Source organism: Tistrella bauzanensis, assembly GCF_014636235.1.
Lineage (GTDB): Bacteria > Pseudomonadota > Alphaproteobacteria > Tistrellales > Tistrellaceae > Tistrella > Tistrella bauzanensis.
Genome location: NZ_BMDZ01000014.1, coordinates 1 through 26,339, shown reverse-complemented (window position 1 = coordinate 26,339; position 26,339 = coordinate 1). Strand labels below are relative to the sequence as shown.

Below are 26,339 nucleotides of genomic sequence, written 5' to 3'. Positions count from 1 at the left end.
ATCAGGCGCTGGCGCCCAGTTCCTCCGACACCATGCGGCAGCGTTCGGCCAGACGCCGCGCCGCCGGATGGTCGGGATCGGCCAGCGCCCGGTCGGTGCCGATCAGGGTCAGGACGCATTGTGCCTCGTTCTGCCAGTCCAGCACCGGGCTGGACGCGGCGGCCAGCCCCGGCACCACCGATCCGTCGACCGTGGCGACCCGGCGTCGGCGGATACCGTCGATCAGCACCGCGATCTCACTCTCCGACGGACTTTGCCCCGCCGCCTCGATCTCGGTCGCCAGCACCGGCGCCGTCACACTGGCCGGCAGCCAGGCCAGGAAGGTCCGGCCGGTGGCCGAGCGCAACAGCGGCATCACCGATCCCAGGCTCAACGCCCCCACGAACGGCACCCGGCTGCGGTGCAGGCGCACCACAATCGCGCCATGCAGGCTCCACACCGCCAGATGGGCGGTGAAGCCGGTCGCCTCGGCCAGCGGCGCCAGTTCCGCCGCCGCACGCGCGACAGGGTCCAGCCGCGCCATCGCCGCCAGCCCCAGTTGCAGGGCCACCGGCCCCAGATCATAGCGCCCGCCATCGCCGTCCTGGACCACCAGCCCGTCGCGGACATAGCTCGCCAGATAGCGGTGGGTGTTGCTGGCCGAAATGCCGGCGGCCTGCGCGATCGCCTTCAATGGCAAAGGGCGCCCGGCCCGCATCATCGCGGTCAGAACCCGGTTGCCGATCTCCACCGACTGGATGCCACGCGACCCGCCGGCAATCGCCGCGATGCCGGCCTCGCCGCCACCTTCGTCCGTTTCAACCATGGTCATCGCGTTTCAGCACCCTCCCTGACCACCGCCTGACCGGCGGCGCATGCCCTGTCCTCCGGCCGTTCACCGGCCTGTCGGCGGCCGCAGAGTGCAGCGCCACCGGCGCCGGCGCAAGCCATCTGCCCGATTGGCCAGCCTGCGGCATGCTGCCGCATTGGCATTTGCTTCTGAGCAATCGTTTTGCTAATAGAGAATACAGAGCCCGCCACGCGGGATCAAATCAAGACGCGTCACCGCAAGCGGCCCTGATGGACCGCCGCCGGAAGCCGCGCTGAGCCACCGGGCCGGGTCTGTCTGCACATGCCGTTCATCGCCATGCGAGGGGTTGCCCCGTCTGGTTGCGCGCAAGCCCTGAGGAGGACCGACCCGATGAGCACGTCCACACCGGCATCGCCGGCCCGGCCGCCCGCGGCCGACGGCCTGCCCGCCGACTATGCCCGCGAGATCGACCGGCTGGACATGGCGCCGCTGTGGACGGTGCTGTCCAACCTGGTGCCCGAGCATCCGACCCCCAAGACCGTGCCGCATGTCTGGCCCTATGCGATGGTGCGCGAGGCCCTGCTGGAATCCGGCCGGCTGATTTCCGCCGAGAAGGCCGAGCGGCGGGTGCTGGTGCTGGAAAATCCCGGCCATCGGGGCGAGCATCGCGCCACGGCCTCGATCTATGCCGGGCTACAACTGATCCTGCCGGGCGAGCGAGCCCCGGAGCACCGCCACACCCAGTCGGCGCTGCGTTTCGTGATTGAAAGCGACGGCGCCTATACCTCGGTGGAAGGCGCGCGGATCGACATGGCGCCGTTCGATCTGGTGCTGACACCGCGCTGGCGCTGGCATGCCCATGGCCATGACGGCCAACAGCCGGGCGTCTGGCTCGACGGCCTCGATATTCCGATGATCAGCCTGTTCCAGAGCGGTTTCGCCGAGCGCATCGGCGACAACGAAGCCCCCGTCCGCCGGCCCGACATCTCGCCGGCCATGCATGGCGCTGGGCTGCGGCCGGCGACCGGCACCCCCGCCGCCGGCTTCGGCCTGATGCACTATCCCTTCGCGATCTGGCGCCCGGCGCTGGATGCCGCCCGCGCCGGCGGCCATGACCCGCATGAAGGCGTGCGGCTGGAATTCACCGACCCGGCGAGCGGTGGCCCGGTGCTGCCGACACTGTCGGCCTTCGCGCAGTTGATCGCGGCCGGCACCACGACCCGGTCGATCCGGCGCACGGAAAGTGCGATCGTGGTTGGCGTTGAGGGACAGGGCCGCCTGGTGGTTGGCACAGCCACGGGTGCGCCGGTCACCATCACCATCGGCCCCCGCGACGTGGCGGTGGTCCCGCCCTGGGCGCCGCTTCAGATCCATGCCGATGACGGCACCGATCTGGTGCTGTTCAGCCTGTCCGACCGGGCCGCGCAAGCAGCGCTCGGACTTTATCGTGAGGACCGTTCATGACCTCTGAAGTCACCGCCGGCGGCACCGCCCCCGGCGTCGTCGTGCCCGTGGTGGGTGGCGGCGGCTTCGCCGTGCGCCGGGTGTTCTGCGTCGGGCGCAATTATGCCGCCCATGCCCGCGAAATGGGCCGCGATCCCGACCGCGAGCCGCCGTTCTTCTTCACAAAATGGGCCGAGACCGTGGTCGCGGGTGACGGCACCATCGCCTATCCGCCGCGCACCGCCAATTACCATCACGAGGTGGAACTGGTGGTGGCCATCGGCACCGGTGGCGCCCGTATCGCCATCGATGACGCGCTGGCCCATGTCCACAGCTATGCCGTCGGCCTGGACATGACCCGCCGCGATCTTCAACTCGCCGCCCGCGACCTGGGCCGTCCCTGGGACGAGGGCAAGAATGTCGAGCAGAGCTGCCCGATGGCGGCGCTGGTGCCGGCATCGGCGATCGGCCATCCGTCGACGGGCCGCATTCACCTGACGGTCGACGGCGCGATGCGCCAGGATGCCGATCTGGCGGATCTGATCTGGAGCGTGCCCGAGGTGGTGTCGATCCTGTCGGAAAGCTGGACACTTCAACCCGGCGACCTGATCTTCACCGGGACACCGGCCGGTGTCGGCCCGGTGACGCCCGGTGCCGAGATCTATGCGGAAATTGACGGGCTGCCGCCTTTGCGGGTGACAGTTGGAGCGGCAGAGACGATCGGCTGACCACGACCGATACCGCCGGAACCCTGGGGAGGAGACCACGCATGCGCAGATTTCTGGCTGCCGCATTTGGCGCGGCATTAACACTGACCGGGCTGGGGGGCGGTGCCGCCCCGGCGGCCGCGCAGGAAATCACCACACTCAAGATCAGCCATTACCTGCCCGCGGGCCATGGTTTCCAGACCGACTTTCTGGGCCCCTGGGCGGCCGAGCTTGAACAGCGCACCAATGGCCGGGTGAAGGCCGAGATTTTCCCCGGCACCAGCAGCTTCGGCAACGCCGCCCGGCAGGCCGATCAGGTGCGGGTCGGCGTGATCGACATCGCGCTTGGCCTGCGCGGCATTCCGCGCGGCCGGTTCGAACGCAGTTCGGTATTCGAGCTGCCCTTCGTGGTCAGCGATGCCGGCGCCGGCACCCGGGCGATGTGGGAGATGTACAAATCGGGCGCTCTCGCCGACGATTACAAGGATTACAAGGTTCTGGCGCTGTTCGTGCATAATGGCGGCCTGTTCCACACCACCAACACGCCGGTTCGTGAGTTGTCGGACCTGAATGGCTTGCGTTTGCGCACCCCCAGCGAGGCGGTGTCGGTGATGTTGCAGTCGCTGGGCGCCAGCGCCGTCGGCCTGCCGCCGAGCGAGATCTATGAGAATCTCCAGAAAGGCACGCTCGACGGTCTGGTCACCACCTGGGATCTGGTCGGCGCCACCCGGCTGAATGAGGTGGTGAAATACCACACCGATGGCCGGGTCTATACCGCCGGCTTCTATGTGATCATGAACCGGCGCAGCTTCGACAAGCTGCCGCCCGACGTCCAGGCGATCATCGACGACATGTCGGGCGACACTCTGGTCGCGAAGTTCGGTGACTGGTGGGCGAAGTGGGATAAGGCCGGCCGCGACGACGCGGTTGCCCGTGGCCACGAGATCATCACCGTCGACGAGCCCACCCGCGACCGCTGGCGCACTGAGTTGACCCCGATGATCGATGCCTATTTGGCCCGGCTTGAGAAGACCGGCGTCACCGATGCCCGCGCGCTTTATGAGCAGGCGATGGCGCTGACCGCGAAATACGAGGCCGCGAAATGACCAGCGGCCGGACATCCCGACCACGGACCACGTCCGGCCAGGTGGTCCGGCTGCTCGATCATGTGATCGAGGGGGCGGCGCTGACCGGCGTCGCCTGCCTCGGCCTCGCCATCATCGCCACCACCGCCGACGTCGTCGGCCGCCGGGGCCTGGGCTTCCAGGTCACCGGCACGGTCGACCTCACCCAGTTGGCCGTGGTGACCTGCGCCTTCCTGTCCCTGCCCTTCGGCTTCCGGCACGGTGCCCATGTCGCGGTGGAGATCCTCGACGACCGCGCCTCGCCATTGGTGTTGAGAGCCTTGGACCTGTTCGCCGGCCTGCTGGGCCTGGTGGTGATGGGCGTCATCGCCTGGCGCGGGCTGGATGAATTGTTTCTGGCGCTCGATTACAGCTCGCTGTCGCAGGATCTGGGGCTGCCGCTGTGGATCCACCGGTCGCTGGTCGTGGCCGGTGGCAGCCTGGGTGCCCTCGCCTGCCTGATGAATATGGGCGAGGCATTGGGCCTGCTGCCCCGACGCATGCCAGCGCATGGCACCGACACGGCCGGCGCCGGGGCAACCGCTTCCGTTTCCGCCACCAAGGGCTGATTTCCGATGGATCTGATGATCGGTGTGGCAGGCTTCGCGGCCGTGCTGCTGCTGGGTGTCCTGCGCGTACCGGTCGCCATCGCCATGGCCCTGGTCGGCATGGCCGGCGGGCTGGCGCTGGGCGGGCTCGACAGCATTCTCTATCTCTCGGGCACCCTGCCCTTCGATGCCGTGTCGCCCTATGGGCTGTCGGTGGTGCCGTTGTTCGTGATGATGGGGGTGTTCGCCGGTCGTGCCGGCCTGTCGCGGGCGCTGTATGACGTGGCCGATCTGTTAGTCGGCCGCTTCAAGGGCGGGCTCGCCATGGCGACCATCGGCGCCAGTGCCGGTTTCGGCGCCATCTGCGGCTCCAGCCTCGCCACCTGCGCCACCATCGGCAAGGTGGCGCTGCCCGAAATGCGCCGCCATGGCTATCCCGATGCGCTCGCCGCCGGTGCTGTGGCCGCCGGCGGCACGCTGGGCGTGCTGATCCCGCCCAGCGTGATTATCGTGCTGTATGCGCTGATCACCGAACAGTCGATCGGCGCGCTGTTCGCGGCCGCCCTTGTACCGGGCGTTCTGGCAACGCTCTATTACATGATCGCCGCGCGTGTATCGGCCCGCAATCTGCCGCCGCGCGGCGACCGCCGTGCCACAGCCGACGATGCCCCCCGGTCCAGTGCCGCCCGGCTGCTGGCGGTGGCGGATATCGCGATGCTGTTCGGGCTGGTGATCGGCGGCATCTATACCGGGCTGTTTTCGCCCACCGAAGCGGCCGCGATCGGTGCCGGCGGCGCCGTGCTGCTGGCCTGGCTGCGCGGCGGGCTGAAGGGCGGCAGCCTGCGCGACGCCATGGCCGAAACCGCGCTGACCTCGGCGATGATCTTCCTGATCCTGATCGGCGCGGCGCTGTTCAACTATTTCGTCGAGACATCGGGCCTGCCGGCGGCCCTGGTCAGCGCCATCGCCGGTGCCGGGCTGGGGCAGATCGAGGTCATCATCCTGCTCGTGGTGTTCTATCTGGTGCTTGGCTGTTTCATGGACAGCATGTCGATGGTGCTGCTGACCGTGCCGGCGGTGTTTCCGCTGATCGAGGCCAATGGCATCGATCCGATCTGGTTCGGCATCCTGCTGGTCACGGTGGTGGAACTGGGCCTGATCACGCCGCCGATCGGCATGAACCTGTTCGTGCTGAAGGGCATTGATCCCAAGCTCGATCTGGCGGTGGTGATCCGGGGTGTGCTGCCCTTCATCGCGGCCGATGGCCTGAGGGTCGCGACCCTGATCGCCCTTCCCCAGATCGTGTTGTACCTGCCCCATCTTCTGGGCTTCTGATCCCGCCCCCCGTCTGATCCCGCCCCCTGTCTGATCCCACACCTGGCCGGAGACCACGCAATGACGTCGACCGCTGAGCTGAACCATGCCGTGTTTCACGGTTATTTCCGCTCGTCAGCCGCCTATCGCTGCCGGATCGCCTTCAACCTGAAGGGTGTGGCGCCGGACCAGCGTTTCGTGCATCTGCGCAAGGCGGAACAGCGCAGCGCGGCCTTCAAGGCGATCGCGCCGGCGGGGTTGGTGCCGGCGCTCGACCTGTCGGGCGGTGACGGCGCCACCGTGCTGACCCAGTCGCTGGCGATCATCGAATGGCTGGACGAGATCTGCCCGGAACCGGCCCTGCTGCCGGCCGATCCGTGGACCCGCGCCCAGGCCCGCGCCTTCGCGCTGACCATCGCCTGCGACATCCATCCGGTGAACAATCTGCGGATCCTGGCATATCTGAAAGGCCCGCTCGGCCATGATCAGGCCACGGCAGACACATGGTATCGCCACTGGATCGCCGAGGGTTTGACGGCCGCCGAGGCCCTGGCACAGCAGGCGCTGGACGCGGGGACCGGTGGCGCCTTCCTCTATGGCGACCAGCCGGGCCTGGCCGACCTGTGCCTCGTGCCGCAGATCTACAATGCCCGCCGCTTCAACTGCCCGATGGACGCCTATCCGCGGCTGGTGGCGGTGGAGGCCGCCTGCAATGCGCTGCCGGCCTTCGCCGATGCCCTGCCGGAACGTCAGCCGGATGCCGAGGGGTAATGGCACCAGCCGGATTCGGCGTCGTCAGGTATCGCATCCTGCTGTCTCAATATCTTCAATCCGGAATTGATGTCGCCGTCGGGTCGCCGACAAAACCGGCGGCGGTCAGGTCGACGTCGGCAACCGACAGCACCGGCAGGTGCCAGACGGGCCAGCGGTCATGTGTGGCGCGGCCGCGGCATGACACAGGCGCCTTCGGCAGATACAGGGCTCATGTGAGGAATATCCGGTGCCAGGGCCCGTCCGCCGCTGTCGCGGGACGAGGGCATTCATACGATGGCCCGATAATTATCTCCGGTGCAACCGCCGCTTCACGGCGTTTTATGGCGCAGCACATGCTGCCTGCCGGATCAGCGCCCCACCACCCGCGACAGCATCACCGCCGCGCGGTCGATTTCGTCCTCGGTGGTGAACCGGCCGAGGCCCAGGCGCAGGGCGGCGGTGACCCGGGCCTCCGACAGCATCAGCGCCCGCAGCACGTAAGACGGCTCCACCGCCGCCGATGAACAGGCCGAGCCTGCCGACATCGCCAGATCGGGCAGGCTGCGGATGATGCGGTCGGCCTCGGTGCCCGGCAGCGACAGGTTGATATTGTGCGGCACCCGCGCGCCGTGTCCCGGCGCCTCCATGCCGGTGAACGGCGCACCATTGATCTCGGGTGCCAGACCCGCCGCGCGCAGACGGTCCAGCAACCTGAGATGCAGGTGGCCGATGCGGATGGTTTCGTCCGGCCCCTCCTGACGCGCCAGCCGCGCCGCCTCGCCCAGGCCCACCACCAGCGGTGTCGGCAGGGTGCCGGCGCGCAGGCCGCGTTCCTGACGCCCGCCATCGAACAACGGTTCGATCCGGGCTTCGATCCCCCGGCGCACGAACAATGCGCCCACACCCTTGGGGCCATAGATCTTGTGGCCCGACAGGCTGAGCATGTCGACCGGCACCCGTCGCAGATCCAGCGGAATGCGGCCGGCCGCCTGGGCGGCATCGGTATGAACCAGGGCACCACGCTCATGGGCGCGGACGGCGATCTCGGCCACCGGCTGTACCGTGCCGATCTCGTTGTTCACCGCCATCACCGACACCAGAAGGGTGTCATCGCGCAGCGCCGCCACCACCGCATCGACAGGCACGATGCCATCCGGTCCCGGTGGCACCACGGTCAGCTCGAAGCCGTGTGACGCCACCATCCGCTCGGCTGCGGCCAGCACGCAGCGATGTTCAATCGCGCTCACCACCAGATGCCGGCGCCGATCACCCGCCGCCACCGCCGCCAGGGCAGCACCCTTGATCGCCAGATTATTCGCCTCTGTGGCGCCCGAGGTGAAGACGATCTCGTCGGCATCGGCACCGATCAGCGTCGCGACCTGACGGCGTGCCTTCATCACCGCCGCCTCGGCATCCCAGCCCCAGCGGTGGGTCGCCGAATGGGGGTTGCCGAACTGGTGGGTCAGATAGGGCATCATCGCCTCCAGAACCCGCGGGTCCATGGGGGTGGTGGCCTGATTGTCCAGATAGATGGGGTCGCCCGCCGGGCTGTCGATGGGGGCGGGCATGCGGGCGGGGTCGGACATGCGGGCGGATCTCTCCATCGCGGTCATCGGCGCTGGTTCTTTCTGTGCGGCCCGATCGACGTCAGGCCGAAACTGTGGTCCGCAGGCGACGGGCGGCCATCGCCGTCCAGGCCCGCACAAAAGCATCGACATCGTCTTCGGTGGTCGAGACACCAAGGCTGACCCGGATCGCCTGTCCCGCCAGATCCCCCAATCCCATCGCCAGAAGCACCGGGCTCGCCGTCACCTTACCCGACGAACAGGCCGAACCCGCTGAAACGGCGATGCCTGCCAGATCCATCCGCATCACCTGCATCTCGCCCGCAAGGCCCGGTAGCACCACCGATGTCGTGTTGGCGACCCGTCCGGTCCAGGCGTCACGTCCCGCAAAGATCACATCATCGGCGACGGCTGCAAGTGCCGCCTCGATCCGGTCGCGCAATGCGCCGATCCGCCGGTTCTCGCCCTCCCGATCACGGGCCGCCACCACAGCCGCCGCCGCGCCGAAGCCGGCGATACCGGGCAGGTTCTCGGTGCCGCCCCGACGGCGGAATTCCTGGCCGCCGGCGATCATCGCGCCGGGTTCGACGCCGGCCCCCGCGATCAGCGCGCCCACGCCTTTCGGCCCGCCGATCTTATGCGCCGACAGCGACAGAAAATCGGCCAGCCCGGCCAGAGGCACCAGATCGATCCGGCCGGCTGCCTGCACGCCATCGCAAGCGATCCGGGCTCCACGGGCACGGACAACGCCGGCGATCTCGGCAATCGGCTGGATCACGCCGGTTTCATTGTTCACCGCCATCACCACCACCATGGCACCCGCGGGGCCACCCGGCAGGGTATCGAGGGCGCGGGCGACGGTATCGGGATCGACCACCCCGCCGCCATCCACCGGCAACACCATCGCATCCGGCCGCGCGCGGGTGATGCTGTCATGTTCGACGCCCGAGACCAGCAGCCGGCCCGGGCGCACCTGATGCAGCATCCAGGCATTCGCCTCGGTGCCGCCAGAGGTGAACAGCACCCGGTCGCTGGCGGTTCCACACAAAGCCGCCACCTCGGCGCGGGCCTGTTCCACAACCGCCCGCGCGGCCCGCCCCTCGGCATGCACCGATGACGGATTGCCGGCCAGATCCATCACCTCGATCATCCGCGCGCGTGCCGCATCCAGCAGCGGCGCGCCGGCATTGTGGTCCAGGAAATGGCGGATGCGGGTCATTCCGCCGCACCAGCCAGGGGCTTCACGGCATCAGCCAGAGGGCCGGCCAGGGGGTCGGCCGCAGCCGGCACCAGCCCGGCCAGTTCAGCAATGCTGACCGCCTGCAACTGTGCCGTGACCCCCGCATCGATCATCCCCCACAGGGCCGCGACGTCACAGCCATAGCGGCCTTCCACGCCCCGCAGACGGCCGTCGCCGCCTTCGACCGCAACCACCACATCGGCGACACTGATCGCCTCCGGCGGCCGGGCCAGGCAATAGCCGCCGGCGGCACCACGGGCACTGCGCACCAGCCCACGCCGCCTGAGTTTGCGGAACAACTGCTCAAGATAGGCCGGCGGAATATCGGCACAGGCGGCGATATCGGAAATGCAGGTCGGCGTCGCGCAGCAGCGCCGCGCCAGATCGACCATCGCCACCACGGCGTAATGCGCGCGTGCCCCAACCCGCACCAGCCCCGATCCGCCGACGGCGGCACCGGGCGATACAGACTTCGCCTGTGCGGGCGCCGTGACGCGAGCCGGCGTGACCTCGCGGCGACAGTCAGGATCGAGAGAGGCGTCGGCAGTCACAGTGTCAGAGTTTGGCATCGGATGGGTCGGCTCCTGAGCGGTCAGCGCCGGTCGCCGGCGGCAGGCAGGCGGTGGATGCGTGCTTCGCCATCATCGGCGGCACGCGCGGCACGCTCAGGATCCAGGCTCGCCTCCAGGGTGTTGATCCGGCCTGACAGGCGTTGAACCTCGCTCAACAATCCCTCGACGATCCGGGTCGTCGGATCAGGCAGATCCGACGCCGCCATCGCGTAGGCGTCGAAACGCGGCAGTTCCTCGTCCTTGCCGCCACGTGCCTTGACGATGCGGGCAGGAATACCGACCACGGTGGCCCCCGAGGGCACATCCTTCACCACCACGGCATTCGATCCGATCCGGGCGTCGCGGCCCACCGTGATCGGCCCCAGCACCTTGGCGCCGGCGCCGACGATGGTGCCGGTCTCGACCGTGGGATGGCGCTTGCCCTTCTCCCAACTGGTGCCGCCAAGGGTCACGCCCTGATACAGCGTGACGTTGTCGGCGATCTCGGTGGTCTCGCCGATCACCACGCCCATGCCGTGGTCAATAAAGAATCCGCGCCCGATTGTCGCGCCGGGATGGATCTCGATGCCGGTCAGGAACCGGCCCAGATGCGATACCCAGCGTCCCAGAAGCTTCACATCCCTGCGCCAGAGCCAGTTTGCCGCCCTGTAGATCAGGATCGCATGGAAGCCGGGATAGCACAGAATCACCTCCAGACGGCTCCGCACCGCCGGGTCGCGATCGAAGACGACGTCGATCTCGCGTTTCAGGCTCTTGAACATGGCCTCGCACCGTGTGATATCATCCGCCACCCCGCGTTTGGCGGCGCCACCTGATATCAGATGGCGCCCCTCGTGCGTTCGGCGACGGATTTGTTATGGCGCCCCGACCGCAGCTGCGCGACCCGACGTCGTTTCGTCGGACTCTACGGAAATCCGACCGAAACAGTCAAGATTGCAGTCGCGATTGCCGCCGGTCGATAGCGTTTATCTAGGAGCAGCAATGCCCGAAGTGATCATCAACGGACCCGAAGGACGCCTTGAAGGCCGGTATCACCACGGCACAGCCAAGAACGCGCCGGTCGCGCTGATCCTGCACCCCCACCCGCAGCATGGGGGTACGATGAACAACAAAGTGGCATACACTTTGTTCCAGTCGTTCAAATCGCGCGGTTTTTCGGTCCTGCGGTTCAACTTCCGTGGCGTCGGCCGCTCTCAGGGCAGTTTCGACAACGGCCAGGGTGAACTCAGCGATGCCGCCTCGGCACTCGACTGGATGCAGAACTATAACCCGAACGCCACCGGCTGCTGGATCGCCGGCTTCTCGTTCGGGGCCTGGATCGCCATGCAACTGCTGATGCGCCGGCCGGAAATCGACGGCTTCATCGCCGTGGCACCGCCGGCCAACATGTACGACTTCACCTTTCTGGCGCCCTGCCCGTCTTCGGGCCTGATCATCCACGGCGACCGCGACGACATCGTCTCGACGGAGTCGGTCAACAAGCTGTCGACCAAGCTGAACGCGCAGAAGGGCATCACCATCGAACATCGCGTGGTGCCGGGAGCCGACCATTTCTTCGGCCAGAATCTCGACACGGTCGCAGCCCTTTCCGACGACTACCTGACCCGCGCCGGGCTCTGAGCGGCGCGGTGACCGGGCAACGGCAGGCACAGAAGGAACGGACCCGTGCGCGGATCCTGTCCGAGGCCTGCCGCCTGTTCACCGAACGCGGCTTCGAGGCGGTGACGCTGGCCGACATCCTGGCCGCGGCCGGCGTCACCAAGGGCGGGTTCTATCATCACTTCGCCGACAAGAAGGCGGTGTTTCGCGCCGCCTTCGTCGCGGTGAGCGCCGGGATCGAGCGCCGCCTCTCGGCCCGCGCGGCGGGTGCCGCCGACCCCCGCCTGGCCCTGACCCTCGCCTTCGACGGCTTTTTCGACATCATCTGCGCCGAACCCGGCCTGCACCGCCTGATCTATCGCGACGGGCTGATGGTGCTGGGCTGGAGCGACTGGATCGCCGTCAGCCGCAGCCATTGTCTGGACACCTCGGAACGCGCGATCCACGCGCTGGCCGCGGCTGGCCGGCTGCGCAGCCGCCATCCCGATCTGCTCGGCACCATGCTGATGGCGGCCTCGGACTATCTGGCCGACGATATCCTGGGCGAGAACGGCGTGCGCCCCCAGGCGCTGGACGCCGCCCGTGCCGCGATGCGGGAGATGATCGAGCTATACTGCGCACCCGCCTGACATGGGGTGAGCCCGGAATGGGCGCCGGTATCAGGCGAAGCCGGTGCCGAATTCAGCGGCCAGAAGGCGCAGAACCTCGTCGAGACCGCCTGCCAGCTTGTGGCGGGTGGCGGGCTGCGGCGGCCGCTGATCGATATCCTTGAGGCCGCTCGCGGTCATGATACAGACCACGCTCTCCTCCGGGCCGATGACCCCGCGCTGCCGCAACTGACCGGCGGCGGCGATCGATGCCATGCTCGACAGCTCGCCGAAAATGCCTTCGTGGCGGGCAAGATCGGCCTGTGCCTGCCAGAGTGCCGCATCGGCGACCACCTCGGCAACCCCACCTGACCGGCGCACCGAGACCAGGGACTGGAAGGTTCCCTGCACCGTGCCGATGGACAGGGCCTGGGTGGGGGACCGGGGCCGGGCCGTGACCAGCGCATCGCCCGGCCGGGCAAGGCTGTCCCTGACCGATCCGTGGATCTCGGCCGCAGCCATCTTCGGCAGATGGCCGGTCAGCCCGGCTGCCTGAAGATCGCAGAAGCCCCGCCAGATGCCGCGGAGATTGTCGCCATAGGCGGCGGGCACGACGACCCAGTCGGGCACCCGCCCCTGCTGGCGGGCGACGATCTCATAGGCGATCGTCTTATAGCCTTCGATCCCGTAAGGATGACTGCCGATCACCGGCGCCTGGAAGGGCGAGGTCACGAACCAGCCGAACCGTGCTGCCCCCTCGGCCAGGATCGGCCAGCGTCTGGTCTTGTCGGCAAGTTCCACCACCACGGCACCATAGCGCCTGATCTGATCGACCACCGGCCCCGGCGCGCCTTCGAAGGTGACCACCAGACAGTTGAGGCCGGCCCTGGCGGCATAGGCGGCGAGCGAGGCTCCGGCGTTCCCGGACGAGGCGGTCGCGATGAAACGGTGGCCCTGCCGCTTCGCGAAGGACACAGCGATCGCCGAGAACCTGTCCTTGTGCGACCAGGTCGGATTGCGGCTCTCATCCTTGATCCACAGATCGTCGATGCCCAGCCGCGCGCCAAGCTCATTCGCCCGGATCAGGGGCGTGTGTCCTTCGCCGAGGCTCACCATCTCGCAGGCCTCGACCGGCAGGTAATCGGCGAAGGCGGCAAGGCCTCCATCCGCCGACAGTGTCGGCATGGTCCGTCGTGCGAGGCTCTCTGCGGTGTAGACCACCTCCAGGTTCGAGGGGGCGTCGGCCCGGCAGATGCCGCAGCCGGTGGAATCGATCCGATGATCGGCGGGATAGCGTGCGCCGCAGCGCAGGCATTCATACCCGGCCACCTTGGCGTTCGGGCGTCGTTCCGGCATGGCGGATGTCCTGTTCTGTGAATGCAGGGGCGGTCAGGTCGCCGCGCGCCGGCGCTGTACCCACAGCATGAGCATGACCGAGCCCGCGGCGGCGAGGCCCAGCATGTCGCTCAAGGTGCCGGGAAAGATCATGCCGATCGAACCGGCGCCGAGGATCAGCCGCATCACCGGGTGCAGCGGTCGCAGAAACCAGCCGGTGGCCGCGACCGACAGGATGGCGATGCCAGCCATGGCGGTCAGCATGGCGTGAGCGACCTCCAGCAGGCTTCCCTGCCCCAGCAGCGCGGGTTCATAGACGAAGATGAAGGGCAGCAGGAAGACACCGACCCCCATCTTGACCGCGTACACGCTGGTCCGCCACGGATCGCCCCCCGCGACGGCGGCGGCGGCGAACGAGGCGATGGCGAGCGGCGGCGTGATGTTCGACATCACCGCGCCGAAGAAGATGAACATATGCGCCGCCAGTGGCTGGAAGCCGAGTTCCACCATGCCGGGCGCCAGGATCGACGCCAGGATGATATAGACGGCCGAGGTCGGCATGCCCATGCCGAGAACCACCGCCACGATCATGGTCAGGGCCAGGAACAGGACGGCGCTGTCGCCCGCCACATAGGCGATGATGCTGGTGAACCGCACCCCCAGACCGGTCAGCGAGATGATGCCGGCGATGATGCCGCCGACGGCACAGGCGGCAATGACCGGCGCCATCATCTTCGGCGCCTCGATGGCGGCATCCAGGACGATCGAGACGATGCGGCGTGGTTCCCGCCAGTATCGGACGGCCAGGGAGAGCAGAAAGGCCGCGATGCCATAGAGGCCGGCGAGGGACGGTGTCAATCCCTGAAGCAGCGTGGCGATCATCACCCCCAACGGCAGCAGCATGAACAGCCCGTCCTTCAGGATCTGCCGGATGCTCTCGGCCCCGGCCCCTTCGGGTGGCGTCAGCCGGTTGCGCCGGGCCTCGACGTCGACGGCGATGAAGATCGCCACGAAATAGAGGAAGGCCGGGATCGCCGCCGCTTTCATGATGTCCGAATATGACAGACCCAGGAAATCCGCCATGATGAAGGCGGCGGCACCCATGACCGGCGGCGTGATCAGCCCGCCGGTCGAGGCGACCGCCTCCACACCGGCCGCGAATTCGCGGTTGTATCCATAAGTCCTCATGGCCGGGATGGTGAAGGAGCCGGTGGTGACGACATTGGCGGTCGAACTGCCGGAGAGCATGCTCATCATCGCGCTGGACAGGACCGCGGTCTTGGCCGGCCCGCCGGTGACATTGCCGGTCAGCGCATTGGCGAAGCGGCTGAAGAAGGTGCCTGCCCCCGACGAGACCAGAAGCGCGCCGAACAGGACGAACAGGAAGATATAGCTGGCCGAGGCGCCGATCGGGATGCCCCACAACCCATCGACGCTGAGATAGATCTGCTCGATCACCTGGTCGATCGGGTAGCCGCGATGCCAGAACGGGTATGGCAGATGGGGGCCGATCTGGGTGTAGATCAGAAAGATCAGGCTGAGAATGACCATCGGCCAGCCCAGCAGCCGCCGCGTCGCTTCCAGGGTCGCCACCACGACCACCCAGCCCAGGATTTCCTGCGCGGGGGTGACCGGCGTGACATAGAGCATCCGTGAGGCCACGCCATAGGCATTGACGACGATATAGCCGGCGGGGATCAGGATCGCGCCGAGGAAGGCGAGATCGATCACGATCTGGCGCCGCCCGCGGGTTTCGGTGGTGGAGATCGTGCCGAGGCAGAACAGGACCGCAAGCCCCAGCATGACATGCGTGGCACGGTGGGCCTCGGTGATCGGCGGGCCCACCACCGCCACGACCAGATGATAGGCGGACAGCGACAGGGCCAGACATGCGGCCAGCCGCCGCATCTGCACCGCGACATGCCACCAGCCCCCGTTCAGGGTCGGGACGGCCGCTGCCGGCGGGATGGTGTGCGGGGTGATGTCATTGCGTTGCATGTGATCTGACCTGACGGCGGAGCGTGGAGCGGCCGGGCCGCTCCATCTTTCTTGAGCGGGCTGCCTTAAGCGGGCTGTCTTGAGCGGGCTCGCAGTTGTTTGCCGCACCTATTCGAGGGCGCCGATCTCGCGATAGTATTTCTCGGCCCCGGGATGCAGATGGCCACCCGCGACATTGGCCAGATCCTGCACCGTCAGATCATGAAACGAGCCGTGCACCGTCTTCAGGGTGTCGAGATTTTCGGTCAGAGTCCTGGCGATCCAATAAGCCTCGCCCTCGGCCATGTCCGCCGCCGCGACCACCACCATCTGTGCGCTGACGGTCGGGACATCGACATCCTGGCCCTGATAGACACCGGCCCTGATCACCGCGCGGCCGAGCGTCGGCATGTCGCTCCTGAGCTTCGCGTAAGCCTCGTCGGTCACGGGCAGAAGCGTCAGCGGCACCGTGTTTGCCAACTCGTTGCCCCAGCTTGAGGGATAGGAGGCGACCGAGATCATGCCTTCGACGCGGCGATCCTTCATCGCGTCGGTCTGTTCGTTGAGATCGCCGGCGGAAAGCTTCAGATCGGACTCGCCAAGGCCTACCGCTTTCAGCGCTTCGGCGAACACGATCGCCGAGATCGTGCCCGGACGTTGGGTCATGAACGGCCGGCCGGCCAGATCACTGAACGAGGCGATGCCCGCATCCCGGTTGACGAAGACATGCATCAGGGAACTGGAAAGGCCGGCGACGACCCGCACATTCCTGATCGGCTCAGGGAACGGCGCCTGGCCGCGGGCGGCGACGGTCAACGCCGGCGCGACCGTGAAGCCGAGTTCGCCCTTGTGATAACCGACATTGGCGACATTGGAGAGGCCCGCCCCAAGCTCCGGATTGGCGGGGACACCGTTCTTCGCGAAAATCTCTGCCATCCCGGCCCCGATGCCATACCAACTGCTGCCGGACACCGAGGTGAAGATCGTGAGGCTGCGGGGCTTGTCGTCGGCATGCAGCACCGCCGTCATCGCAAAGCATGCCGTGACCGCGAGTGCCGCGATGCGGCACGTCGCAAGAAGTCGGTTGCGGTCCATGTCAGTCTCCCTGGCCTTTGGCTTATCGCCTGATTTTGACTTGGTCGGCCGATGCCGTTCAGCCGGCCGCTGCGCGCCTCTCTCCCGGCAGGGCCGATGCCGGGCAGCCGAGCCGGAGGGAAATGTCCCGGGCCGCCTCGACGATCCTCGATGTCAGCTCGTCGAACCGGATCCCCGGCTGAAGCGTCGGGGCATAAGCGGCACTGATCGCGCCCGCCACCTGGCCGTTCGAGCCGCGGACCACGGCGCCGACCGAGTCGATGCCGGTCAGGTTCTCGCCGATCGCCGTGGCATAGCCCTGACGCCGGATCTCGTGCAGGTGTTCGACCAGCGCATCTTCACCAGTGATGGTGCGCCCGGTGAACCGGGCGAGGGGCCGCGCGCGGATCAGCGCCAGCGCCCGGCTTTCCGGCAGGTCCGCAAGGATGACCTTGGCCAGTGCCGTGGAATGCAGGGCGAGCGGCTGCCCCGTCCGGGAATTGATCGAAATCGGCCCCTGGCTCTGTAGGGACAGCAGGTACACGACCTGATCGCCCAGCAGCGAGCCGAGGAAGGTGTTGACCTCCAGCGCCTGCGTCAGCCCCTGCAGAACTTCCATCGACGATGACACCAGACGGTTGTCATTCAGCAGCGAGGTGCCGAGCGACAGGGCCTTGTAGCCCAGCGAATAGCGGCTCCGTTCCGTGTCGCGGGCGAGGAAACCCTCGTCCAGAAGCGTATTCACCAGTCGCTGCGTCGTCGCCGGGTTCAGGTCCAGACGGCGACCGATTTCGCGAACGCCCAGACTTTCCGCCGCGCGTTCCAGTTCAGACAGAATCGCCAGACCGCGCTGCAGGGATTGATTGCCATTGCTCAAAGGCGTGTGTCCTTGTTCATGACGCCCGGTGGCGACCTGATCTGTGGCGGCCGGATCAGCCGACACAGATCAGGTCGCGGGGGATGGTGGTGATGGGCTCGTAACCCTCGCGGGTGACCAGGATGGTGTCCTCGATCATCATTCCGCCCCAACCGATCCGGTAATACGGCGTCTCGACGCACAGGCACATGCCGGCCTCGATGCTGTCCACCGTCTGCGGGCTCAGGATCGGCATGTCATAGCCGCCGCCAAGGCCGATGCCGTGGCCGACATGCTGCCGCCGATAGGATGGGATGCCGTTCTCGCGGACGACCCGCACCGTCTCGTTGAACAGATCCGCCACGTCCAGACCGTCGCGGATGACCGCCAGTTCGTACTCGATGCCCGCACGAATTGCGGCGTAGCAGCGTGCCTGCCCTGCATCCGGTGCGCCGAAGACGAAGCTGCGCGCCATGTCGGACGCGTATCCCTGATAGATGCAGCCGGCATCGATTCGGATCAGGTCTCCGGGGACCACGCGACGCGCGGTCGCATAGGCGTCCGCCAGGGCGGAGCGCGGACCGGAAGTCACGCTGACGAAGCGGGGAACGGCGCCGCCGGCGACCATCCCGGCGGTGATGATGGCGGCCATGTCCAGTTCGGTCATGCCCGGGGCGAACTGATCGGCCACCTTGAGAAGCCCGGCCTCGACCAGCCTGGTCGCCTGGCGGACCCGCTCGACCTCACCCGGCAGCTTGTGGCGCCGGGTCCGGGCAATCGCGTCGGTGATATCGATCAGCACATGCGCAGTCATCCCCCCGGCGATCACGGCCCAGGCCCTGTCGTCGCCGGAACGGTCGATCCCGATGGTCCGGGCATCGCCCGCGATGTCGCGCAGTGCGGCGAGCAGCGCCGCGTCGAACGACGGAAAGCCTGGCAGGTCATAGCCCCCGGCGCCCGCCCCTTCGACCTGTTCGAAGCAGAAGAAGCCATAGCGGAAAATCCGGTCGGGGTTGCCGAAGTCTTCCAGGGCCGGGCCGGCATCCGACGCGCTCACGACCAGGGCCACGGTATCGCGGGTGGCGATCACCGCGCTGAGGTAACGCGGGTTGAGGTCGTGGACGATGCTGAAATAGCCGCTCAGATAGCCCTTATGCGCCGCATGGCACGACACCACCACGTCGACGGCATCCCCGACCTCGGCAAAGCACCTCTCCCGCACCTGGCCGGCCAGCGCCATGCTGCCTGCAACCTGTGCCGCGCGTTCCGAGCGATGCGCCGGTGTTGCCGCCCTCATCCTGATGTCCTCGCCGCCATCCCGCATCCAACTGTTCCTATAATTGATCTTGTGTTTCATTATTGAGTCAGCGTAGCCGCCTTGCTCCGAGGGAGTCAAGAGCCTCTCCTCGGCATACGGATGTGCGGGCGGATGCGCGGATGGATATGTCGACGGATGCATGGGCCTCATTGACAGACCATTGGTCTGCGAAGATCATACGCAGACCAATGGTCTGTGAAGGTATCCTTCAATGATCCCCTGCGATGCCGGGCCTATCCGGCAGTCCCCCGTCGGGCAGGCCCCCGTCCGGCAGGCCCCCGTCCGGCGGCCGATGCTCAGCATCTCGGCCGTGATCCTGTCCTCCTTCGGGGTCGGACTGTCCTACGGCATCGGCTATCCGCTGGTGTCGCTGAATTTCGAGGTCTGGGGTGCTGCCCCCTGGCTCACCGGCCTCGCCGGCAGCGTGCCCGCCTTGGCGATCTTCCTGCTGCTGCCGGTGTTCCCACGCCTCGCCGGCAGGCTGGGTGCCGTGCGTGCGATCGTGATCGGCTGCACGGTGGAGATCCTGTGCTTCATCGCCATGGCGTTGCTGCCGGGGGTGGTGCCCTGGCTGGTGCTGCGCTTCCTGATGGGTGCAGGCATCGCCCTGCCCTGGCTGGTGGGCGAGACCTGGATCAACACCGTCACCACCGACGCGCGCCGTGGCCGGATGATCGCGCTCTATTCGATGGCGGTGTTCGGCGGCTTCGCCACGGGACCGATCCTGCTGGAAGCGGTGGGCGTCACCGGCTGGGCGCCGTTTCTGCTCGGCATCGGCGGTGCGGTGCTGTCGGTGGTGCCGATCCTGGCCGCGGCGCGGCTTGCCCCTGCACTGCCGCAGCACCCTGAGACCAGCGTCTTCGGCGCCATCCGCCTCGCGCCCGCGGCCATGGCCGGGGCGGTTCTGGGTGGGCTGTTGGAGATGAGCCATTTCTCCCTGCTGCCCAACCAGCTCATCCAGGCCGGCATCGGCGAGAACCAGGCGCTGCGCCTGCTCTCCACCCTGATCCTGGGCGGGATCATGCTGCAATTCGCCATCGGCTGGCTGGCCGACCGGCTGGACCGGCGGCGTCTGCTGGTGGCGCTGGCCCTGGTGGTGGCGACCGTTATCGCCACCCTGCCCGCCGCCACGGCCCATCCGGCTCTGCTCGGGCCGGTGGTGTTCCTGGCCGGCGGGTTGCTGGTCGGCTTCTATACCCTGTCGCTTACCGTGATCGGCGATCAGGTCCGGCCGCAGGATCTGGCGGTGGCCAATGCCGCCTTCCTGATCATGTATCAGGCCGGCGCCATGATCGGACCAGCGGTGGCCGGCGCTGCGATGTCGGTCTGGCCGGATCACGGCTTTGTCGCCGCGATGACCGGCGGCGCGGTGGCGGGCGCGATCGCCATCGCCCGCCTGGGTCGCCGGCACCCGGTTCTGCGGCGGTGAGGGCCTGCAGGGGTGGGGGCCTGCGGGTATGAGGATCAGTGGCGCCGCAACAGGCGCAGCGCGTTGGCGGTGACCAGCACGGTGGCGCCGGTATCGGCCAGGATCGCCGGCCACATGCCGGTCAGCCCGATGATGGTCGTGGCCAGAAACACCAGCTTCAGGCCGATGGCGATGGCGACGTTCTGGCGGATCACCGCCATCACCCGGCGCGCCAGCACGATCAGATCGGCCACACCGCCCACGCGGCTTTCCAGCAGGGCGGCATCGGCGGTTTCCAGTGCCACATCGGTGCCACCGCCCATGGCGATGCCCACCGTTGCCGCCGCCAGCGCCGGCGCATCATTGATGCCGTCGCCAAGCTTCGCGACCGGCCCCTGCCCCGCCGCCTGCATTTCGCGCACGATCCGCGCCTTGTCTTCGGGCAGCAGCCCGCCATGGGCGGTGATCCTCAGCGCGCGGCCGGCCGCCGCCGCCGCCGCCGGCGTGTCGCCGGTCAGCATGACCACCTGAACCCCGTGTGCTGCCAGTGCATCCAACCCCGCCCGGGCATCGGCGCGCGGCGCATCCTCCATCGCGATCAGGCCCAGCGGCCGGCCGGCCTCGCTCAACACAGCGATGCTCCAGCCGTTTTCCCCCGCCGCCAACACGGCGGCGTCGAGCGCCGGATCATCCAGGCCGTGGGCTGCACCCAGCAGCAGCGACCGGCCCTCGACCTCGCCCGACAGGCCGCGGCCGGCAATGGCGGTTACAGCGCGCGCCTGCGGCAGATCCAGCCCGCCGCTTGGGTCGAGAATGGCCCCGTCCAGAATGGCCCGGTCCAGAATGGCGCGGGCGATCGGATGGGAAGCGCCGGTTTCAAGCGCCGCCGCCAGCCGCACGACCTCGCCCTCGTCGATGCCGAAGCCGGTCACCGCCACCACCCGTGGCCGGCCTTCGGTCAGCGTGCCGGTCTTGTCGAAGGCCACCATGCGGATGCCGGCCAGACCTTCCAGCACCGCACCACCCTTGATCAGCAGCCCGCGCCGGGCCCCTGCGGCAAGCCCTGCGGCGATCGCGGCCGGGGTCGAGATCACCAGCGCGCAAGGGCAGGAAATCAGCAGCAGGGTCAGCCCGCGATAGATCCAGGTCGTCCAGTCGGCGTGCGCCACCAGCGGCGGCAGAACCGCCGTCGCCAGCGCCAGCCCCACCGCCACCGGCATATAGACGCGGGCGAAACGGTCGATGAAGCGGGCAACCGGCGCCTTCGACTCCTGCGCCTCCTCGACCAGCCGGATGATCCGGGCGATGGTGTTGTCGGCGGCAGCGGCGGTCACCTCAGCCGTCAGCGCACGATCCTGCACCACGGTGCCGGCGAAGACATCGTCGCCCTCACCCTTTTCACGCGCCACGGATTCGCCGTTCACCGGGCTTTCGTCGATAAGGGCCGCACCCTCGATGATCCGGCCGTCGGCGGGCATCCGGTCGCCGGGCCGCACCAGCACCCGATCACCGATGACGAGCCCCGCGGCCGGAACCTCGGCAACCCGGCCATCGGCGCCGATGCGCCGCGCGGTGCGCGGCACCAGATCCGCCAAGGCACGGATGCCGCGCCGGGCGCGGCTGGCCGCAACCCCTTCCAGCATCTCGCCCACCGCGAACAGGAACACCACCGTCGCCGCCTCGCCGGCCGCATCGATCGCCAGCGCGCCCACGGCCGCAATGGTCATCAGCATCTCGATGGTCAACACCGATCCGGCGCGGGCGGCCCTGATCGCCGAGCGCGCGACCGGCACCAGACCGATCAGGGCCGCCGCCACAAACGGCCAGGATCCGGCGGCCGGCCACAGCAGATCCAAGATCGTGGCCAGGGCCAGCGCGCCGCCCGCCAGCCCGACCATCCGCGCCTTGGCCGTCTGCCACCAAGGTCCGGCATCAGCCGACGCGCCATGATCATGAGCACCGGCCGGGGCGGCGGCATCATTGTCATGGCCATGGCGGAATGCACCCGCCACGGCATCGCCGCCGCCGGCCGGCGCGACGCTATAGCCCAGCGCCGTGATCGCTGCGGTCACGGCCGTGCGGTCCAGTGGCCGGGTGGCGTCGACGGCCTCCACGCGCACGATGCCCTGCGGCACGTTGACGCTGACCTCGGCACCCGGCGCCACCCGGCCGACCGCGCGCTCGATCTTCATCGCACAGGACGCGCAGTCCATACCGTCGACGGCAAGGCGCAGCGGCGGCTGCGCGCCACCGGGGCTGGTGCCCAGACTGGTGATGTCATGATCATGGGGGGCCATCTGGCGCATGATGTTCCGTCTCCGGCGGCTTCGGTTCATGGCCTGCAGCCTAAGACCTACAGCGATTGTAGCTTCAAGCCCTTTCTTGCGACGGCCTCGCATCCCATATTGCGTCAGGGCCATATTGCATCAGAGCGATACTGCATCAGAGACAGCGAAGGCGAAACCGGATGACAGTGCAGACCATTGGCCACAGCATCGGCGCGCTCGCTCGCGCCACCGGTGCCAAGGTGCAGACGATCCGTTATTACGAGCAGATCGGCCTTCTGCCCGAAGCCGCCCGCAGTGCCGGCAATCAGCGCATCTATGGCCGCGCCCATCTGGACCGGCTGGCCTTCATCCGCCATGCCCGGGAACTGGGCTTTCCGCTGGATGCGATCCGCGAATTGTTGAAGGTGGCGGATCATCCAGATCACCCCTGCGCCACCGCCGACCGCATCGCCCGCGACCAGTTGGCCGCCGTGGAGGCTCGGATCACCCGCCTGGATGCCCTGCGCACCGAGCTGGAACGCATGTTGTGCGACCACGCCCGCACCGGCACGATCGCCGATTGCCGGGTGATCGAGGTTCTGGCCGATCACAGCCATGGCCATTGCGTCACCCATCACGAGCAGGTGGCGGAACAACCGCTGGCCGGCGCCGCGCGTGATCAGGCCGCGTACTGATCCGGCGCCTGTACCGGCCGCACCCGGGACAAGCGATTGCGATGGCCATCATCGCCGTGCAAAATTCATGTCGGGCCGCAACGAAGCCCAAGCCTGCCACGCGCCGATGTGATATCGAATAGGCGCTTTGGTGGGCTGCGGTTCGCGGTCCGGTGCAGCGGAGGCGACACAGCCGCGTCCGCATCTGTTGATGATCCGAATGGCGGCATTTCAATGAAATCGGTCACGTGCTCCGGCGGCAGCCGTTCTGCAATGCATTCGGGCGACGATATGGTGGCGGTCGCGAGGGCGCGCCGGATCGGCGGAGATTTCCTGCCCTTCTTCCGGGCCTGGATCGCGGATCCGTTGCGGGTTGCATCGGTGATGCCGTCGGGAGCGGGCCTGGCCGCGCTGATCACCAGCGAGGTTTCGGCCCAGACCGGCCCGGTTCTGGAACTGGGCCCCGGCACCGGCGTATTCACCCGCGCGCTGATCGACCGGGGCGTGCATCAGCGCGATCTGACCCTGATCGAGTTCGGCGCCGACTTCGCCGGCCTGTTGAGCAATCGCTTCCCCGAGGCCCGGGTCGTGCAGGCAGATGCCGCCCGGCTGCGGCAGCATCGGCTCTATGACACGCCCCGCGTCGGCGCGGTGGTCAGCGGCCTGCCGGTCTTGTCGATGCCGGCCCGCAAGGTGATGTCGATCCTGGCCGGCGCCTTCAGCTATCTGCGCCCGGGAGGGGCGTTCTATCAGTTCACCTATGGCCTGCGCTGCCCGATCAGCCGTGCGATCCTCGACCGCCTGGGCCTGAAGGCGGTGAAGCTGGGGTCCACCCGCCGCAATCTGCCGCCGGCCACGGTCTATCGCATCACCCGCCGGCCCTCGTCACGGCTCATGCCCCTGCCGGCCTGAGGCCGCGCCGCCCGGTCATCTGGCCAGCGCCGCTCTGTGCAACGCACCGCCCGGCGCCGGCATGGCGGCGGCGGTGGTTGACGGATAGCTGAGCGGCAGACCATCCGCCGCCCGCACCGCCAGAACCGCGAAGGCCTGGGCTTCCAGAGCATCGCCATCGAGCCCCGCATCATCCACGGGGGCCACCGGCAGGTTCGACCGTGCCGCGATGGCGGCAGCGATGGCGCGGTTGCGCCGGCCGCCGCCGGCCAGCAGCACCCGCGACGGACGCTCGGCACCGACGGCCATCGCCAGGCTGAGACCACGGGCGACGCCCGCCGCGGTGAAGGCTGCAAGCGTCGCCGCCGCATCGGCCAGCGACAGCCGCGCCACCAGATCCAACGCACTGGCAAAGCGGTCGCGGTCCAGCGATTTGGGCGGCAGACGATCGAAAAACGGGTCGGCCATCAGTTGCGCCAGAACCGCATCATCGACACGCCCCGACGCCGCCGTGCCGCCATCGGCATCGAAGGCCAGACCTGCGCGCCGGCGCATCAGATCATCCAGCAGCGCGCCGCCCGGCCCGCAATCAAACGCAAGCAGCCCGCCATCGCTGCCGATGAAGGTGAGATTGGCGACGCCGCCGATGTTCAGCACCGCCACCGGTGCCGGAATGCCCGCCCAGGCGATCATCGCCCGATGCACCACCGGCACCAGCGGCGCGCCCTCGCCGCCGCGCGCCATGTCGCCCCGCCGGAAATCCGACACCGTGTCGATGCCGGCGCGCGCGGCCAGACGGGCGCCGTCGCCAAGCTGCACGGTGATGCCTTCATCCGGCAGATGCAGCACGGTCTGGCCGTGAAAGCCGATCAGCCGGACATGGGGCGCAATCTCCGGCGCCGCCGCCAGCAGCGCCGTGACGGTGGCCGCCTGCGCCTCGGTCAGCGCCGCTTCGGCACGCGCGGCGGCAATCACCGGCGCATTGCCGCCCAGCAGTGCCGCCAGATCGGCACGCAGCGCCTCGGGATAAGGCTGAAACAGCGTCGGGCCGAAGCGGATGATGTCGACGCCATCGGTTTCGACCAGAGCGGCATCGATACCGTCCAGCGATGTGCCGCTCATCAGCCCGACCGCCCAGACCGGCCGGCGCCGGGCGATGCCCTGATCGGCCGAGGCCGCGATCAACGGTGCATCGGGCCGCATGGCCGGCGGCAGATCGCGACCCGCCAGCCGTGCCGCGATATCATCGAGCGAGGCCGGTGCCGGAAAGCCCAGCGCCGCCGCCCGCGACCAGTCCTGCGCCGCCGGCCAGCCGCCGATCACCGCCTCGACCGCCGGATCGGGTACGATGCGCACCAAACCAGCCGCATCGTCGCCGGCAGCCCGGTGCAGCGCGTCGATCAGTTGGCCTGCCCGGATCTGGATCGAGGGCAGCGCCAGCACCGGGTCGCCGCCAAATGCCGCCGTGGGCAACCCCGCCAGATAGATCAGCGCATCGACCGTCGATGCCAGATCGGCGATGGCAAAACGCAGATCCGCCCGCACCGGCAGAACCGCCGCCCGCCCTGCCGGCGGCCCGGTCAGCACCTCGGCCAGCCGCGCGACCGTGCTGACCGGCGCATCCCGGCCAGCCGCGGGTGCCGGCCGGTCGATGATGCTGACCAGCCGCGCGATCCGGGCATCGATCACCCCGCGCCGGCTGGCATCGGCCACCAGCAGTTCGGCCGCAGCCTTGGTGGCGCCATAGGTGGTGGCCGGGCGCGGTGCATCCGCCTCGGTCGCCAGCGATCGGGCGACCGCGCCGCCATGGACCGAGACCGTCGAGGCAAAGACGAAGCGGGCCGGATGGCCGCTTGCCGCCACCGCGTCGATCAGGTGGCGGGTGGCGTCCAGGTTGATCGCCGCCGCTGCCGCCGGATCAGCCTCGCCCGCCGGCGTATTGCCGGCCGCCAGATGAAAGATGATGTCCGCCCCGGCACCCACCAGCGCACGCACAGCCGTGGCATCGGTGATGTCGACAGGCGGTGTGCCGTTGCGGCCGGCGGTATCGATTCGGGAAACGGGCCTTGCCGCACCGTCGATCATGATCGTACCCGCCGCCCGAAGCCGCGCCACCAGCGCCGCGCCGATGAAGCCGGTCGCCCCGGTCACGATGATCCGCATCCGCCTGTCCTTCTCGATCTGGCTTTGGTATCTGCCGGCCCGTCAGGCCGGCAGGGCAACGAGTCCAGGTTAACGCGCTTGCAGAGCCGCCATGAGGTATTGTGTGTCCCACGTAGCAAGTTTGCGCCTGGCCT

The 26,339-nt window shown here is 68.2% G+C and carries 23 protein-coding genes and 1 pseudogene; 11 read left to right on the top strand and 13 right to left on the bottom strand.

The window, feature by feature from the left end; translation table 11 throughout:
• Position 1 precedes the first annotated feature (1 nt).
• Positions 2-811, bottom strand: a complete 810-nt coding sequence (locus tag IEW15_RS08190) for an IclR family transcriptional regulator (protein WP_188576681.1) — start codon at positions 809-811, stop codon at positions 2-4.
• 369 nt (positions 812-1,180) lie between these two features.
• Between IEW15_RS08190 and IEW15_RS08185 the strand changes: the two genes are divergently transcribed.
• Genes IEW15_RS08185 through maiA form a run of 6 tightly spaced genes read left to right on the top strand, consistent with a single transcriptional unit; the run spans position 1,181 to position 6,697 of the window.
• The gene (locus tag IEW15_RS08185; RefSeq protein WP_229707927.1) at positions 1,181-2,254 is read left to right on the top strand and encodes a cupin domain-containing protein; all 1,074 of its coding nucleotides are present in this window, start codon (positions 1,181-1,183) and stop codon (positions 2,252-2,254) included.
• Entirely contained in the window at positions 2,251-2,961 is a 711-nt protein-coding gene (locus IEW15_RS08180; RefSeq protein WP_188576679.1) for a fumarylacetoacetate hydrolase family protein, read from the top strand. Before IEW15_RS08185 ends, IEW15_RS08180 begins: the two co-directional genes overlap by 4 nt.
• A gap of 41 nt (positions 2,962-3,002) precedes the next feature.
• Positions 3,003-4,046 carry a TRAP transporter substrate-binding protein gene (locus IEW15_RS08175; RefSeq protein ID WP_188576677.1) on the top strand — a complete coding sequence of 348 codons (1,044 nt, stop codon included), beginning with the start codon at positions 3,003-3,005 and terminating at the stop codon, positions 4,044-4,046.
• The gene (locus IEW15_RS08170) at positions 4,043-4,633 is read left to right on the top strand and encodes a TRAP transporter small permease (protein ID WP_188576675.1); all 591 of its coding nucleotides are present in this window, start codon (positions 4,043-4,045) and stop codon (positions 4,631-4,633) included. The genes IEW15_RS08175 and IEW15_RS08170 overlap by 4 nt, the downstream gene beginning before the upstream one ends.
• A gap of 6 nt (positions 4,634-4,639) precedes the next feature.
• Positions 4,640-5,947, top strand: a complete 1,308-nt coding sequence (locus IEW15_RS08165) for a TRAP transporter large permease (protein ID WP_188576672.1) — start codon at positions 4,640-4,642, stop codon at positions 5,945-5,947.
• 60 nt (positions 5,948-6,007) lie between these two features.
• A complete protein-coding gene (maiA, locus tag IEW15_RS08160) occupies positions 6,008-6,697 on the top strand; it encodes a maleylacetoacetate isomerase (protein WP_188576670.1) in 690 nt (229 codons plus the stop codon).
• A gap of 350 nt (positions 6,698-7,047) precedes the next feature.
• Here the strand turns inward: maiA and IEW15_RS08155 are convergent, their stop codons facing one another.
• From IEW15_RS08155 to cysE, 4 genes are all read right to left on the bottom strand, one after another.
• Complete coding sequence (locus IEW15_RS08155) at positions 7,048-8,265, bottom strand: cysteine desulfurase family protein (RefSeq protein WP_229707926.1); 1,218 nt, start codon at positions 8,263-8,265, stop codon at positions 7,048-7,050.
• A 61-nt stretch (positions 8,266-8,326) separates the two neighbouring features.
• Positions 8,327-9,463, bottom strand: coding sequence for a cysteine desulfurase family protein (locus IEW15_RS08150; RefSeq protein WP_188576666.1), 1,137 nt, complete (start codon positions 9,461-9,463; stop codon positions 8,327-8,329).
• The gene (locus tag IEW15_RS08145; RefSeq protein ID WP_188576664.1) at positions 9,460-10,053 is read right to left on the bottom strand and encodes an RrF2 family transcriptional regulator; all 594 of its coding nucleotides are present in this window, start codon (positions 10,051-10,053) and stop codon (positions 9,460-9,462) included. Before IEW15_RS08145 ends, IEW15_RS08150 begins: the two co-directional genes overlap by 4 nt.
• A 23-nt stretch (positions 10,054-10,076) precedes the next feature.
• Entirely contained in the window at positions 10,077-10,835 is a 759-nt protein-coding gene (cysE, locus tag IEW15_RS08140; RefSeq protein ID WP_268237145.1) for a serine O-acetyltransferase, read from the bottom strand.
• A gap of 202 nt (positions 10,836-11,037) precedes the next feature.
• Here cysE and IEW15_RS08135 point away from each other — a divergent pair, with 202 nt between their 5' ends.
• The gene (locus IEW15_RS08135) at positions 11,038-11,676 is read left to right on the top strand and encodes an alpha/beta hydrolase (RefSeq protein ID WP_188576660.1); all 639 of its coding nucleotides are present in this window, start codon (positions 11,038-11,040) and stop codon (positions 11,674-11,676) included.
• 8 nt (positions 11,677-11,684) lie between these two features.
• Positions 11,685-12,284, top strand: coding sequence for a TetR/AcrR family transcriptional regulator (locus IEW15_RS08130; protein ID WP_188576658.1), 600 nt, complete (start codon positions 11,685-11,687; stop codon positions 12,282-12,284).
• A 30-nt stretch (positions 12,285-12,314) separates the two neighbouring features.
• On the opposite strand, the gene IEW15_RS08125 is transcribed toward IEW15_RS08130, so the two are convergent.
• The 5 genes from IEW15_RS08125 to IEW15_RS08105 form a co-directional block, all read right to left on the bottom strand.
• Positions 12,315-13,598, bottom strand: a complete 1,284-nt coding sequence (locus IEW15_RS08125; RefSeq protein ID WP_229707925.1) for a pyridoxal-phosphate dependent enzyme — start codon at positions 13,596-13,598, stop codon at positions 12,315-12,317.
• 33 nt (positions 13,599-13,631) lie between these two features.
• Positions 13,632-15,575, bottom strand: coding sequence for a TRAP transporter permease (locus IEW15_RS08120; protein WP_229707924.1), 1,944 nt, complete (start codon positions 15,573-15,575; stop codon positions 13,632-13,634).
• 108 nt (positions 15,576-15,683) lie between these two features.
• On the bottom strand, positions 15,684-16,649 hold the full coding sequence (locus IEW15_RS08115; RefSeq protein ID WP_188576656.1) for a TAXI family TRAP transporter solute-binding subunit: 966 nt from the start codon (positions 16,647-16,649) through the stop codon (positions 15,684-15,686).
• Positions 16,650-16,707: 58 nt separating this feature from the next.
• The gene (locus tag IEW15_RS08110) at positions 16,708-17,505 is read right to left on the bottom strand and encodes an IclR family transcriptional regulator (RefSeq protein WP_188576653.1); all 798 of its coding nucleotides are present in this window, start codon (positions 17,503-17,505) and stop codon (positions 16,708-16,710) included.
• A gap of 55 nt (positions 17,506-17,560) precedes the next feature.
• On the bottom strand, positions 17,561-18,781 hold the full coding sequence (locus IEW15_RS08105; RefSeq protein WP_188576651.1) for a M24 family metallopeptidase: 1,221 nt from the start codon (positions 18,779-18,781) through the stop codon (positions 17,561-17,563).
• A 313-nt stretch (positions 18,782-19,094) separates the two neighbouring features.
• On the opposite strand from IEW15_RS08105, the gene IEW15_RS08100 reads away from it, so the two are divergent.
• Positions 19,095-20,231 carry an MFS transporter gene (locus tag IEW15_RS08100; protein ID WP_188576649.1) on the top strand — a complete coding sequence of 379 codons (1,137 nt, stop codon included), beginning with the start codon at positions 19,095-19,097 and terminating at the stop codon, positions 20,229-20,231.
• Between the two features lie 35 nt (positions 20,232-20,266).
• Here the strand turns inward: IEW15_RS08100 and IEW15_RS08095 are convergent, their stop codons facing one another.
• Entirely contained in the window at positions 20,267-22,516 is a 2,250-nt protein-coding gene (locus IEW15_RS08095) for a heavy metal translocating P-type ATPase (protein ID WP_188576647.1), read from the bottom strand.
• A 161-nt stretch (positions 22,517-22,677) separates the two neighbouring features.
• On the opposite strand from IEW15_RS08095, the gene IEW15_RS08090 reads away from it, so the two are divergent.
• Together IEW15_RS08090 and IEW15_RS08085 are read left to right on the top strand one after the other, a co-directional pair.
• Positions 22,678-23,172: a MerR family transcriptional regulator gene (locus tag IEW15_RS08090; protein WP_188576644.1), complete on the top strand. Its 495-nt coding sequence runs from the start codon at positions 22,678-22,680 to the stop codon at positions 23,170-23,172.
• Positions 23,173-23,424: 252 nt separating this feature from the next.
• On the top strand, positions 23,425-24,063 hold the full coding sequence (locus IEW15_RS08085) for a class I SAM-dependent methyltransferase (RefSeq protein WP_229707923.1): 639 nt from the start codon (positions 23,425-23,427) through the stop codon (positions 24,061-24,063).
• Between the two features lie 15 nt (positions 24,064-24,078).
• Here IEW15_RS08085 and IEW15_RS26755 read toward each other — a convergent pair whose 3' ends face one another.
• Together IEW15_RS26755 and IEW15_RS26750 are read right to left on the bottom strand one after the other, a co-directional pair.
• The gene (locus IEW15_RS26755; protein ID WP_372402851.1) at positions 24,079-25,245 is read right to left on the bottom strand and encodes an anhydro-N-acetylmuramic acid kinase; all 1,167 of its coding nucleotides are present in this window, start codon (positions 25,243-25,245) and stop codon (positions 24,079-24,081) included.
• Between the two features lie 438 nt (positions 25,246-25,683).
• A pseudogene (locus tag IEW15_RS26750) lies at positions 25,684-26,205 on the bottom strand (NAD-dependent epimerase/dehydratase family protein); the annotation flags it as partial.
• Positions 26,206-26,339: the final 134 nt, after the last annotated feature.

Bases quoted from the DNA above. Each gene is read 5' to 3' on its own strand.
- IEW15_RS08190 (WP_188576681.1), bottom strand. From the start codon at position 811: ATGACCATGGTTGAAACGGACGAAGGTGGCGGCGAGGCCGGCATCGCG.
- IEW15_RS08185 (WP_229707927.1), top strand. From the start codon at position 1,181: ATGAGCACGTCCACACCGGCATCGCCGGCCCGGCCGCCCGCGGCCGAC.
- IEW15_RS08180 (WP_188576679.1), top strand. From the start codon at position 2,251: ATGACCTCTGAAGTCACCGCCGGCGGCACCGCCCCCGGCGTCGTCGTG.
- IEW15_RS08175 (WP_188576677.1), top strand. From the start codon at position 3,003: ATGCGCAGATTTCTGGCTGCCGCATTTGGCGCGGCATTAACACTGACC.
- IEW15_RS08170 (WP_188576675.1), top strand. From the start codon at position 4,043: ATGACCAGCGGCCGGACATCCCGACCACGGACCACGTCCGGCCAGGTG.
- IEW15_RS08165 (WP_188576672.1), top strand. From the start codon at position 4,640: ATGGATCTGATGATCGGTGTGGCAGGCTTCGCGGCCGTGCTGCTGCTG.
- maiA (WP_188576670.1), top strand. From the start codon at position 6,008: ATGACGTCGACCGCTGAGCTGAACCATGCCGTGTTTCACGGTTATTTC.
- IEW15_RS08155 (WP_229707926.1), bottom strand. From the start codon at position 8,265: ATGTCCGACCCCGCCCGCATGCCCGCCCCCATCGACAGCCCGGCGGGC.
- IEW15_RS08150 (WP_188576666.1), bottom strand. From the start codon at position 9,463: ATGACCCGCATCCGCCATTTCCTGGACCACAATGCCGGCGCGCCGCTG.
- IEW15_RS08145 (WP_188576664.1), bottom strand. From the start codon at position 10,053: ATGCCAAACTCTGACACTGTGACTGCCGACGCCTCTCTCGATCCTGAC.
- IEW15_RS08135 (WP_188576660.1), top strand. From the start codon at position 11,038: ATGCCCGAAGTGATCATCAACGGACCCGAAGGACGCCTTGAAGGCCGG.
- IEW15_RS08125 (WP_229707925.1), bottom strand. From the start codon at position 13,598: ATGCCGGAACGACGCCCGAACGCCAAGGTGGCCGGGTATGAATGCCTG.
- IEW15_RS08120 (WP_229707924.1), bottom strand. From the start codon at position 15,575: ATGCAACGCAATGACATCACCCCGCACACCATCCCGCCGGCAGCGGCC.
- IEW15_RS08115 (WP_188576656.1), bottom strand. From the start codon at position 16,649: ATGGACCGCAACCGACTTCTTGCGACGTGCCGCATCGCGGCACTCGCG.
- IEW15_RS08105 (WP_188576651.1), bottom strand. From the start codon at position 18,781: ATGAGGGCGGCAACACCGGCGCATCGCTCGGAACGCGCGGCACAGGTT.
- IEW15_RS08100 (WP_188576649.1), top strand. From the start codon at position 19,095: ATGCTCAGCATCTCGGCCGTGATCCTGTCCTCCTTCGGGGTCGGACTG.
- IEW15_RS08095 (WP_188576647.1), bottom strand. From the start codon at position 22,516: ATGCGCCAGATGGCCCCCCATGATCATGACATCACCAGTCTGGGCACC.
- IEW15_RS08090 (WP_188576644.1), top strand. From the start codon at position 22,678: ATGACAGTGCAGACCATTGGCCACAGCATCGGCGCGCTCGCTCGCGCC.
- IEW15_RS08085 (WP_229707923.1), top strand. From the start codon at position 23,425: ATGCATTCGGGCGACGATATGGTGGCGGTCGCGAGGGCGCGCCGGATC.
- IEW15_RS26755 (WP_372402851.1), bottom strand. From the start codon at position 25,245: ATGCGGCCCGATGCACCGTTGATCGCGGCCTCGGCCGATCAGGGCATC.